Genomic DNA, 11,135 nt, shown 5'->3' on the forward strand with positions numbered 1-11,135 from the left:
CATAGGGGGTTGCCCGGCAACGAAGCCGACCGGCAGGTTGTTGACAAGGTCTGACGATACCGCTGCCGGGACGGCGGGAGTGAAAACGAACGGGCCGTCAGCACCGGACGCCGCCGGCCACCTGCCATTCCACCCTGTGCGGAAGCGAGCGGAATCCTCAACCGCCCGCGGCTCCGGCATGCCGATATCCGGTTGCCGATGTGCCAACGCATTCCCTTGGCCCAGCGCCCCCTTACGTGTCTTCCGCTCCATTCGATCTCAGGAAGGTGTGTGTTCTGATATGCCAGGACCACGGCCGCGTCCGGAACTGCACTCCATTGCCGTGCACGCGGCGAGCCGGTCGGGCGGCGCGCCCACTGCGGAATTCACGCACCTGCTGGCGGCGAACGAGAACCCCTACGATCCGCTGCCCGGTGTCCTGGACGCGGCGACCGCGGCCGCCGGGCGGTTCAACCGCTACCCGGATATCGGCTGCGCACGACTGATAGCCGCACTGGCGCACAGGTTCGACCTGCCGCCCACCCGATTCGCCGCCGGCGCGGGGTCGGTGGGCGTGATCCAGTCGCTCATCCAGGCGATGGCCGCGCCCGGGGACGAAGTGATGTACGCCTGGCGGTCATTCGAGGCCTACCCCGTCATCACCAAGGCCATCTGCGGCGCGACCCCGGTCGCGGTTCCGTTGACCGACGACGGGTACCACGACCTCGACGCCATGGCGGAGCGTGTCACCGCACGGACACGGCTGATATTCCTCTGTACCCCCAACAACCCCACCGGCAGGACGGTGGGCCGCGACGAATTGGCGGAGTTCCTCGCCCGCGTTCCCGAGGACGTGCTGGTTGTCCTGGACGAGGCCTACGCCGAGTTCGTGTCCGACAAGGACGCGGCGGACGGCATCACCGTATGCCGCGAATACCCCAATGTCGCCGTGGTGCGGACCTTCTCCAAGGCATTCGGCCTGGCCGGATTGAGGATCGGCTTCGCCATCGCCCCGGAAGCCGTCGCGGCGGCGCTGCGCACGATGGCGACCTATGGGGTCAGCCAGATCGGGCAGGAGGCGGCCATCGCTTCCCTGGCCGCGACGGACGACGTCATGAAGCGGGTCGACCTGGTCATCGCCGAGCGGCACCGGATGGAGGATGCCCTCATCGCGCAGGGCTTTCCGGTCGCACGCTCCCAGGCCAACTTCCTCTGGCTCCCGCTCCGCGAGCGCAGCGCGGAATTCGCCGGCGTCTGTGCCCGTGCCGGTATCGGGGTACGGGTGCTTGCCGAGGACGGCGTCCGGGTCACTGTGGGCGCCCCGGAATCCAACGACCTGTTTCTGGCCACGGCGGCGAATTTCCAGCTGGAGCATGACCAGTAGCCGTTCTCTGCGTGAGCCGGGAGGATCGGGCTCATCCCGGGTACCGTCCGACTCTCGCCGCGGATCTCAACCGGGCACGGCTTATGCCTTCGGTTGAACACAATCATGGGGGCATCACCGGCCCCGGGGAGAACGTCGGACGCGGCTCCCGTGCTGCCTGGGTGTGCCATACCCAGGCAGCACACCTCCTGGCTGACGGCCGTGGGCCCGCCCAGACTCGTCGAGCGGGTCGGAGCCGGAGCAACCGAGGAAGGGAGCGCGCCATGGCCAACAGCAATGACGGTGGCGAGGTCGACGTGGTCGGGATGTGGGTGACCGAGGACGGTCACATCCGTCAGGAGCTGCTGCCGGACGGCCGCTACGACGAAGCCCGCGGCGAACGGCGCAGTGCGTACACGGGCCGGTACACGGTGACCGGCAGCCACCTGGATTACGTCGACGACACCGGGTTCACCGCGACGGGCGACATCCGTGGCGGAGTGCTCTATCACGAACACCTCGTGCTCCACCGGGAGCAGAAGCCGTCCTGACGGCGGCCGCCGGCGCGGAGGTCGTCGCTGCCCGCCTCGATGTCGCCTCCGCGCGCGAGTGGGACGACGTGATCACCACCGCATGCGACAGGTTCGGATGGCAGGCGCCGATGCCGCTCCTGCGCGCGAGCGGCAATGCGTCGGTGATCGCTACCTCGTCGGTGCTCGGCCTGGTGGGAGCCGGCCCGGTCCGCCCATTTTGCGTTGCCTCTTGCGCCTGATGATGCTGGAGTGAGCAGATGGATCAGGACACAGTGCTGGAGGTCTTCGATCGCGAGATGCGCGAGGGCATCCGGGCCGATGGGCCCGGAGCCCGGGTGGAGCGGGTGGGCGACGTCGTACGCCATGTCGGAGCAGACGCCGACGGCTGGAACGGAGTCGTCTGGTCGGACCTGACCGAGGCCACGGCGGACGCCGCGGTCGCGGAACAGGTGGAGTACTTCACCTCACTCGGGCGCGGGTTCGAGTGGAAGCTCTACGGGCACGACCGGCCGGCCGATCTCCCCGGACGGCTGCGGGCCGCGGGTTTCGTACCCGAGCCCGAGGAGACGCTGATGGTCGCCGACATCAACGACCTGCCCACGAGCGTCGAACTACCCGAAGGCATTCGCCTGCTCCCGGTGACCGATGCCGCCGGGGTCGAACTCGCGGTGGACGCGCAGGAGCGGGCGTTCGGCGAAGCGCGGCCGCATCACCGGCAGTTGCTGCTCAGCCGGTTGGGCACTGACCTACCTCCCGCGGTCGTCGCGATGGCCGGTGACGTGCCGGTGAGCGCCGCACGGATGGAGCTGCACCCGGGTACGTCCTTCGCGAGCCTGTGGGGCGGGGGCACCGTGCCACAGTGGCGCGGCCGCGGCGTCTACCGGGCCCTGGTCGCCTTCCGCACCCGCATCGCGGCCGCACACGGCTACCGCTACCTCCAGGTCGACGCGTCCGACCGGAGCCGTCCGATCCTGCGACGCCTCGGGTTCGTACCGCTGACCACCACCACCCCGTACGTACGCTGACCTCACCCGGAACGCGGCAGCGACCGACCGGGCACAGCGCCGTGAGGACGACGAGGCCGCCGGTGACCGCGAGACCGGCCAGCGCCGCCGGGAAAGCAGCTCATGGCCTGCCTGGCGAGGCCTGACCGGACCCGTCGAACGGGGCCCAGGCGCCCCACAGCAAGCGCCGCGACATCAGGCGCGAAACGCGTGCTCGATGGGTGTCGATCCGGTCGTGACGTGCCACACCCCCGTGATTCCCTGCGTCAGCACGTTACGGATGGCCTGGGCGCAGTCGCCGCGGGAGAGTTCGTCGCCGACCGCCGGCACGCCGTCGGGGCGGGCCCGCACGGTTCCCAGCGGGGGATCGTCGGTCAGCATGCCGGGGCGCAGCACGCACCAGTCCAGGTCCTGCTCGCGCACCACCTGTTCGGCGGCGCGCTTCTCGGCCAGGTAGGCATCGAGCCGGTCGCCGAGGGCGGCGCGGTCCCGGGCGCCGGGCAGATGCGCGCTCACCATGACGAACCGGCGGACGCCGCAGTCCTCGACCGCGGCGCACAACTGGGCCGCCGGCGAGGACACCGCCGCGCCGAGCGAGCCCGGACCGGTGCCGGTGCCGGCCGCCAGCACGACGGCATCCGTGCCGCGGAAGGCCCGCTTCAGTTGCACATCGAGGTCGGATCCGTCGGTGTCGAGCACGAACGGTTCGATGTGGGCGGCCCGCATGCGCGCGGCGTCGCTGTCCCGCAGGACCAGTCCGACCGGCGTGTCCCCGCCGGCCAGTAGGCAGGACGCGAGCCGGCCGCCGAGACCGGTGGTCACCCCGAGAACGACAACCCGCATCGCGCTCACCCCCGCACCCCGGTGCCCGCCGCGGACAGCGGGATGCGGGCGATCGGGGCCAGCGGCAGCAGGGCGCGCAGCGACGGCACGTCGGCGTACGCCCGCAGCGGACGGAACATCGGTGGGCTCCAGTCGGACGGTCGGGCTGTCGTGCTCGGCGCGCTCAACGCACCGAGGTCACGCGGTAGATCAGCAGGCCGCTGACGAGGCTGGTGATCCCGGCCAGTGCGAACAGGACCTGGTATCCGCCCAGCGCGCCGATGACCAGGCTGGCCAGCAGCGGCCCCAGGGTCTGCGGCCCGAACAGGCCGATGTTCATGATGCCCAGGTCCCGGGCGCGGTTCTCGGCCGCCGGCAGCACCGCGGTGATGATCGCCTGGTCGACGGCCAGGTAGGCGCCGACGCCGACACCGAACAGCGACGTCGCCGCCAGCGCGGTGCCCATGTTCGGCGCGATCGCGACGACCGCGCAGCCCAGCGCCTGGCCGATCGCGCCGCAGGCCACGAACGCCCGGCGCCGGCCGAGCCGGTCGGACAGCATCCCGCAGACGTAGACCGAGACCAGCGTCCATCCCAGATAGACCAGGGTCAGCAGCAGCAGCACCTGCTCGGGGTGGGCCACCCGCAGCACGTCGGTGATGAAGTACAGCTGGAAGCTGGTGGCCAGCGCGTTGGCCAGATTCATCAGCACCCGGGTACCGAAGGTCCAGGCGAACGCGGGGTTGTCCCGAACGCTGGCCACGAACTCGCGCAGGCCCACACCACCGTCGGACCGGGTCGTGGGGGTGTCGCGGTGCTTGAGGACGAACGGCGCGGCCAGCACGAGCACGCCCGCCGCGAGCAGCAGGTAGCGCAGCAGGTCGCCGGGGATCGCGGTCAGGCAGAACAGGCCGAGCACCACGCCGACCGTCTGCGGTCCGAACATCGCGCTGGAGACGGTGCCGCGCTGGGCCTCGGGGACCTGGTCGGCGACCAGTGCGGTGAAGCCGACGGTGGCCATGCAGAAGCCGATCGAACACGCCAGCCAGGACAGGCCGATCCCGATCCAGTCGGATTGCAGGCCGGTGGCGACCAGGCCGCCCGCGAACAGCGTCGCGCCGCCGGCGACCCAGAGCCGCCGGCGGCCGAACCGGGATCGGGTCCGGTCGCACAGCGTGCCGAACAGCGGCAGCGTGAACAGGGCGACGACGCCGCACACGGCGTTGATGACACCGAAGTCGGCGATCCGGCCGGCCGGATCGACCCGGGCCAGCTGGTCGGGCATGGCGAACTGCTGCGGCACCAGGTAGGCCATCCACAGCCCGAGCCAGGCCAGGGAGTATCGGCTTATCCAGGCCCGGGACATGGACCTGGCAGGAAGGGTCTTTTCCATCATGACGGTTGTCCTCGGTCGACTCATCGGGGCCGCGGTCCGGCCGGCGCCCCGGCCACGCAGGAACGCGCGCGGCCCGGGAGGGGCAACAGCAACGCGACCGGCAGGGCGCTCGGGTGCGCCCTGCCGAGGAGCGACAGCGGACGAAGCACGCATGGGCGCGATGCTTCGAAAACCACCGTCAACAGCCGTGCCTCACCACGTGACGGGAAGCTCCCGGACGCCCTGCACGTCGAAGGTGTTGCGGAAGACCAGCTGGTCGAAGGGGACCGCCAGCCGCAGCTCGGGGATCCGGCGGAACAGGGTTCCGTACACCACTTCCAGCTCCATGCGCGCCAGTTGCTTCCCGATGCACGTGTGGATGCCGGCCCCGAAGCCCAGGTGCTGTTTGGCGTCCCGCCGGACGTCCAGGGTGTCGGGATCGGTGAAGACCTTCTCGTCCCGGTTGCCGGCACTGATCAGGCAGATGATGCCGTCGCCGGCCTTGATGGTCTCGCCCGCGATCTCGATGTCCTCGGCCGCCACGCGCTTGGACGAGAACTCCGTGACGACCGTGTAGCGCAGGAGTTCCTCGACCGCGGCCGGCACGAGGTCCGGGTCCTCGATCAGCGCCGCCGCCTGCTCGGGATGCTGCAGCAGGGCCAGAATCCCGTTGGTGATCATGCTCCTGGTGGTGTCGAGTGCCGCCGCGATCAGCGTGACCGACTGGGTGAGCACGGAGACGCGCGACAGTTCGCCCTTCTGGTAGTAGCCGACCAGGTGGCTGATGATGTCGTCGCCCGGTTCGTTCTCCCGGTGGGTGATCAACTCATCGATGTACGCGAACAGTTCGGCGCGCGCCTCCATGGCGCCCTCCAGCCCGGAGTCCTCGTCGAACAGCCGGGGAACCAGGCTGATGAGGCGCTTGTCGGCCGGGGGAACACCCAGCACCCATCCCAACGCGGTGGACGGAACGGGCATGCCCAACGCCGTCACCAGGTCCGTGGGCCGGGGGCCCGCGAGGATGTCGTCGATCAGCCCGTTGACGAGGGCCTCCACATCACCGCGCATGTTCTGGATCTTCTTGACCAGGAAGCCCTGGCCCAGCATGCGCCGCATGGCGGTGTGCTCGGGCGGGTCCATCCGGCCCACCGGCTTCACGCCGCCGGTCAGCACGACGGTCCGCGCCTGCTCACTCAGCCAGGGATAACCGGGCTGCGTGTTGTCGACACTGATACGCGGGTCGGTGAAGATCGAGCGGATCTCGTCGTACCCGGTGATCAGCCAGACTTCCTTGCCGTCCCACAGCCTCGCCTTCGCGACCGGCCGGTCCGACCGCAACTGGGCGTATTCGGGGGGCGGGTCCAAGGGGCAGCCCTTCGCCTTGGACATGGGGAAAGCGGGGAGTTCGGACGAGAGCTGCGACATGGGTGTTCCGTCTCCTAGCGTAGGAAATGAGGAGTTGCCGGTCGGGATACTGGGGTGCTCACTCGTACTGGCTCAGGAAACGCTCGCCGTCCTGCTCGGCCGACGCGAGGTTCCCCCGTGCCCGGTCGAGGAGGTTCGCATTGCTGAGATCGCCGATGTTCCCGATGTCATTGCCCACCCATTCACGTCGGGCGTAGATCCAGGCCTCCGCGGCCGCACGGAACTTCAGGAGGGCTCCGAGGTGGGGGAGTTCCGAGGGGGACACCGGAGACTTCGCCATGTATCCCCGCAGCAGCGGGCCGACGTCCACGGACCGTTCCAGATAGCTGAGAGCGGTGGCGACATCGAAGAGGAAGGGGCCGTGCATGACTTCGCCCCAGTCGAAGAGCCCCATCGAATCGGGCTTCACCCGGAACGTGTTCATGCTGGCATCGGAATGCAGCAGGCCCACCGTGACCTTGCCGGCCACCGTCTCGAACGCCTCGCACATGGCCTGCTGGATCCATGGCTTGTCCTCGAGGAACGGCGCCTTGTCGACCATCATGACGTCCAGGTGGTCCCACCTCAGGATGTCCGGCGGAGGAGGGGTGTCGACCAGCGCGGTATGGATGGCTCCCAGCGTCTCGCCGGCCCGGCGCATGTGCACGGGGTCGTTCTCGTCGGCCCGCCCGCCGTCGAGGTGACGCAGCAGTGCCCAGCACCATTCACCGTGGTACGCGGTGATCTCGCCCTGGGCGGTCGGCAGTGGTGCGCCGGTGGGAATGCCGTGTTCCTCCACCACCAGGGCGACCGTGAGGCCGCTGGTGAATTTCGGCCCCTGGGCGGCGGGCACGCACTTGGCGACATACATGTCCGAGTCGGAACCGACCAGATACGTATAGGAGTGGAAGCCCAGGTCGACCGGATCGCGTTCCCACGGCTGGACCCGTAGATCGTTCCGTCCCCATAAGGAGAGCGGGATCTCGTCGATGAGCGGCTCGGCTGGGAGAGAACTGTTGGCTGCCAATGTCTTTGTGCTCCGTACTCGGTGAGTGAGTATGTCTGTCGGAAACCGGAACTCGGACCGTGACGCGGGTGGTTCAGGAATCCGCGCGCGGCCGTCCGCCGCCTCCCGCAGCGGTGCGGTGCCGTCACGACGCCATCGCGGCGAGGTCACCTCGACCAACGTGCCTGTCCGCCGCGCTCTCGGACACCCCCCTATGCCCCCTCAATCAGCCGCCGGCCACCGGTCCGGCGGGCTGGTGCAGCAGTCGGATCGCCGCCGCGGGACAGCCGGCCGCGGCCTCCTGCACCTGGCCGAGCAGTTCCGGGGCGGGGGTGTCGGTCAGCACGATGCCGACGCCGTCCTTCTCCCGCTGATCGAACACCTCGGGGGCGGTCAGGACACACTGCCCCGAGGTGACGCACTTCGATTCGTCGAGGTGCACACGCGCAAACGCCATCTCTGTCTCCTTCTCGTCATGCGCGGCGGGCGCCCGGGGCCGCGCGGCCTCAACTGCTGTGGTGGCGGGGGCGGAAGCGGTTGATGCCCGTCAGGTGCCGCGCTCGCAGCGCCTCGTCCTGGACGCCGAGACCCTCCGCGGGCGCCAGGCCCAGCACCCCGACCTTGCCGGCGTGCTGATTGCGGTGCACGGCCTGCGTGGCGATGCCGACGTCGGACAGCGGATACACCGTGGACAGGGTCGGATGGATCATCCCCCTGCCGATGAGACGGTTGGCCGCCCAGGCCTCCCGGTAGTTGGCGAAGTGGCTGCCGACGATGCGCTTGAGCGACATCCACAGATAGCGGTTGTCGTACTCGTGCCGGAACCCGGACGTCGAGGCGCAGGTGACCACGGTGCCGCCGCGCCGCGCCACGTACACACTGGCGCCGAAGGTCTCCCGGCCGGGGTGCTCGAAGACGATGTCCGGGTCCTCACCCCCGGTCAGCTCCCGGATGTGGGAGCCCAGGCGCTTCCACTCCTTGGGGTCGGGCGTGGAGGGGTCCTGCCAGAACCGGTAGCCCTCCTTCGCCCGGTCGATCACCAGCTCGGCGCCCAGCGACCGGACGAGTCGGGCCTTGCGCTCTCCGGACACGACGCACACCGGCGTCGCGCCGCCGTTGAGCGCGAGCTGCGTGGCGTACGAGCCGAGGCCGCCCGCCGCGCCCCAGACGAGCACCACGTCGCCCTGCTTCATCTGTCCGCCGTTGCGCGAGACGAGCTGCCGGTAGGCGGTGGAGTTGACCAGTCCGGAGGCGGCTGCCTCCTCCCACGTGAGGTGCTTGGGCATCGGCATGAGCTGGTTGGACTTGACGAGGGACAGCTCGGCGAGCCCGCCGAAGTTGGTCTCGAACCCCCAGATGCGCTGCTCCGGGTCGAGCATGGTGTCGTCGTGCCCGTCCGGGGACTGCAGGTCGACGGACAGGCAGTGCGCCACGACCCGGTCGCCCGGCTTCCAGCGGTGCACGCCGGGCCCGGTACGCAGCACGATGCCCGCCAGGTCGGAGCCCACCACGTGGTACGGCTGATCGTGCCGCTGCGCGCCGGGTTCGTCGGACCGCGCGTACCGCTGCAGGAATCCGAAGGTCGGCATCGGCTCGAAGAGGGAGGTCCACACGGTGTTGTAGTTGATGGAGCTGGCCATCACCGCTATGAGGGCCTCGCCCGGAGCGGGCTCGGGAGTCGGCACCTCACGCACGTGCAGGGACTTCGCGGGCTCCTTGTCGGCGCTCGCCATCCCCTGGAACATCTCCGCCTCGTCCCGCAGGACGACGGCACCGCGGTAGGACTCCGGGACCGGCAGGGCGGCGAAATCCGCACCGACCGCATCCTCCGACAAGGCAGCGCTGACGATCTCCCGCATGAGGTACCTCCAAAAGTACGGTGTTTCACTGGTGCCGCGCACGGGCGCGACGCGCGATCCGGCTCAGCGCTCGTGGTGGCGCAGTCCCTTGCCCCGCTTGCGGCCCAGGTGGCCGGCCGCCACGAGCTGCTCAAGAGGGCGCGAGGGCAGCAGGCGTGGCTCCCGGAACGTGGTGTGCAGCGTGCGCAGGATGGCCACGGACACATCCAGACCGATCACGTCGAGCAGCTGGAGCGGGCCCATGGGGTAGCCCTGCCCCTGGGCCATCACCGTGTCGATGCCCTCGGCGGTGACGATCCCCTCGTCGAGCAGGGCCACCGCGCTGTTCAGATAGGGGAACAGCAGCGCGTTCACGATGAATCCGCTCCGGTCCGCGCAGCCGACGGGACGCTTGCCGAGCGCGGTGGCGGTCGCGTGCGCCACCGCGAGCGTCTCGCGCGCGGTCAGCGCGGTCCGCACCACCTCCACGAGTTTCATCGCCGGCGCCGGATTGAAGAAGTGCATCCCGACCACGGCCTCGGGCCGTTCGGTCGCCATGGCGCATTCGATGACCGGCAGACTCGAGGTGGACGTCGCCAGCACGGTCTGCGCCCCGCACCCGGCGTCGAGTGCACGGAAGACCGTGCGCTTGACGTCGATGTCCTCCACGACCGCCTCGACCACGAGATCACAGCCGGTGACCGCCTCCAGGCCCGTCACACCGGTCAGCGACGCCATCGACGAGGTGAGCTGCTCCGGGGCGAGCCTGCCCCGCCGCACCGACCGGCTGAGTGAGGTCTCCACGGTGGCGAGCGCTTCCTTGGCGCGCACCTCGCTGCGCGCCACGAGAGTCGTCGGGTACCCCGCCCGTGCGCAGGTCTCCGCGATCCCGGTGGCCATCGTTCCCGACCCCACCACACCGATGCGCCGTACGGGGCGGGCCGCCGGCAGCGCGTCGCCCGGGTCCGCGGCACCGTCGGCGTCGGGGGTTTCGTAGTCGTAGAAGCCGCGCCCGGCCTTCCGCCCGAGCAAGCCGGCGGCGACCATGTGCGTCAGGACGGGGGCGGGCAGGAACCGGCGTTCACCGGTGCGCTCGTAGAGGGCGTCCAGCGTGTCCCGTGCGACATCCAGCCCGATCGCGTCCAGGTGGGCCAGCGGCCCCCGCGGCAGCCCGCAGCCCAGCCTCATGGCGGTGTCGATGCCGTCGCGTGAGGCGTAGCGCTGTTCGTACATCGTCGCGGCGTCGTTGAGATAGGCCATGGTCAGGGCGCCGCCGACGAAGCCCGCGCGGTCGGGCACCGGCACCGGGACCTGCCCGAGGTCGCGTATCAGCTCCTGGACGTCCGTGCGGACGGACTCGTCCGTCAGAGGTGTCCCCACGACCTCCACGGCGGTCGTCCGGTCCGTCGGTCCCTGGGGGAACAGGTGCAGCCCCACCGTGCGACGCGGCCGCCCCGCGGCGAAGGCGAGGTCGCTCACCGCCAGTGCCGTGGTCGTCGTCGCGAACACCGTGCCCGGGGCGCACGCATGGTCCGCGTGACGGAGCACCTCGCACTTGGTCGTCATCCGCTCGGGTACCGCTTCGATCACCAGGTCCGCCGACGTGATGTCGGCCGGGCGCGTGGTGAGGTCGACGGTGCCCGGTCCGGTGTCGGCCAGCCGGGCCCCGGCCCGGTCCAGCGCGGAGGCGTCGGTGTCGACGGCGATCACCCGGCGGCCGCTGCGGGCGGCCATGCTCGCGAGGACCGTCCCGGTGGTCCCGAGACCCATCACCGCGAGGGTGGGGAAGCGCTTAGCCATGCCGTTGAGCC

At 70.1% G+C, this 11,135-nt stretch carries 10 protein-coding genes; 3 read left to right on the plus strand and 7 right to left on the minus strand.

The annotated features are described in order from the left end of the window. The first annotated feature begins 280 nt into the window (after positions 1–280). The 3 genes from ACQP17_RS34005 (at position 281) to ACQP17_RS34015 (ending at position 2,900) form a co-directional block, all read left to right on the plus strand. Complete coding sequence (locus ACQP17_RS34005) at positions 281–1,363, plus strand: histidinol-phosphate transaminase (RefSeq protein WP_433859766.1); 1,083 nt, start codon at positions 281–283, stop codon at positions 1,361–1,363. Positions 1,364–1,626: 263 nt separating this feature from the next. After that, the gene (locus tag ACQP17_RS34010; RefSeq protein WP_433859767.1) at positions 1,627–1,893 is read left to right on the plus strand and encodes an Atu4866 domain-containing protein; all 267 of its coding nucleotides are present in this window, start codon (positions 1,627–1,629) and stop codon (positions 1,891–1,893) included. A gap of 239 nt (positions 1,894–2,132) precedes the next feature. Further along, the gene (locus tag ACQP17_RS34015) at positions 2,133–2,900 is read left to right on the plus strand and encodes a GNAT family N-acetyltransferase (RefSeq protein ID WP_433859768.1); all 768 of its coding nucleotides are present in this window, start codon (positions 2,133–2,135) and stop codon (positions 2,898–2,900) included. 174 nt (positions 2,901–3,074) lie between these two features. Here ACQP17_RS34015 and ACQP17_RS34020 read toward each other — a convergent pair whose 3' ends face one another. From ACQP17_RS34020 to ACQP17_RS34050, 7 genes are all read right to left on the minus strand, one after another. Continuing rightward, complete coding sequence (locus ACQP17_RS34020) at positions 3,075–3,722, minus strand: NAD(P)-dependent oxidoreductase (RefSeq protein WP_433859769.1); 648 nt, start codon at positions 3,720–3,722, stop codon at positions 3,075–3,077. 163 nt (positions 3,723–3,885) lie between these two features. Further along, a complete protein-coding gene (locus tag ACQP17_RS34025) occupies positions 3,886–5,097 on the minus strand; it encodes an MFS transporter (RefSeq protein ID WP_433859770.1) in 1,212 nt (403 codons plus the stop codon). 192 nt (positions 5,098–5,289) lie between these two features. Beyond that, positions 5,290–6,501: a cytochrome P450 gene (locus ACQP17_RS34030; RefSeq protein ID WP_433859771.1), complete on the minus strand. Its 1,212-nt coding sequence runs from the start codon at positions 6,499–6,501 to the stop codon at positions 5,290–5,292. A gap of 58 nt (positions 6,502–6,559) precedes the next feature. Beyond that, positions 6,560–7,507, minus strand: a complete 948-nt coding sequence (locus ACQP17_RS34035) for a phosphotransferase enzyme family protein (RefSeq protein ID WP_433859772.1) — start codon at positions 7,505–7,507, stop codon at positions 6,560–6,562. 205 nt (positions 7,508–7,712) lie between these two features. Continuing rightward, positions 7,713–7,943 (minus strand): ferredoxin, encoded by a 231-nt coding sequence (locus ACQP17_RS34040; RefSeq protein ID WP_433859773.1) that lies wholly within the window; start codon positions 7,941–7,943, stop codon positions 7,713–7,715. A 49-nt stretch (positions 7,944–7,992) separates the two neighbouring features. Further along, on the minus strand, positions 7,993–9,345 hold the full coding sequence (ccrA, locus tag ACQP17_RS34045; RefSeq protein WP_433859774.1) for a crotonyl-CoA carboxylase/reductase: 1,353 nt from the start codon (positions 9,343–9,345) through the stop codon (positions 7,993–7,995). A gap of 63 nt (positions 9,346–9,408) precedes the next feature. Then, a complete protein-coding gene (locus tag ACQP17_RS34050) occupies positions 9,409–11,124 on the minus strand; it encodes a 3-hydroxyacyl-CoA dehydrogenase family protein (protein WP_433860083.1) in 1,716 nt (571 codons plus the stop codon). Positions 11,125–11,135 lie beyond the last annotated feature (11 nt).

It is taken from the genome of Streptomyces kronopolitis, from assembly GCF_050953795.1.
Lineage (GTDB): Bacteria > Actinomycetota > Actinomycetes > Streptomycetales > Streptomycetaceae > Streptomyces > Streptomyces kronopolitis_A.

Bases quoted from the DNA above. Each gene is read 5' to 3' on its own strand.
- ACQP17_RS34005 (WP_433859766.1), top strand. From the start codon at position 281: ATGCCAGGACCACGGCCGCGTCCGGAACTGCACTCCATTGCCGTGCAC.
- ACQP17_RS34010 (WP_433859767.1), top strand. From the start codon at position 1,627: ATGGCCAACAGCAATGACGGTGGCGAGGTCGACGTGGTCGGGATGTGG.
- ACQP17_RS34015 (WP_433859768.1), top strand. From the start codon at position 2,133: ATGGATCAGGACACAGTGCTGGAGGTCTTCGATCGCGAGATGCGCGAG.
- ACQP17_RS34020 (WP_433859769.1), bottom strand. From the start codon at position 3,722: ATGCGGGTTGTCGTTCTCGGGGTGACCACCGGTCTCGGCGGCCGGCTC.
- ACQP17_RS34025 (WP_433859770.1), bottom strand. From the start codon at position 5,097: ATGATGGAAAAGACCCTTCCTGCCAGGTCCATGTCCCGGGCCTGGATA.
- ACQP17_RS34030 (WP_433859771.1), bottom strand. From the start codon at position 6,501: ATGTCGCAGCTCTCGTCCGAACTCCCCGCTTTCCCCATGTCCAAGGCG.
- ACQP17_RS34040 (WP_433859773.1), bottom strand. From the start codon at position 7,943: ATGGCGTTTGCGCGTGTGCACCTCGACGAATCGAAGTGCGTCACCTCG.
- ccrA (WP_433859774.1), bottom strand. From the start codon at position 9,345: ATGCGGGAGATCGTCAGCGCTGCCTTGTCGGAGGATGCGGTCGGTGCG.
- ACQP17_RS34050 (WP_433860083.1), bottom strand. From the start codon at position 11,124: ATGGCTAAGCGCTTCCCCACCCTCGCGGTGATGGGTCTCGGGACCACC.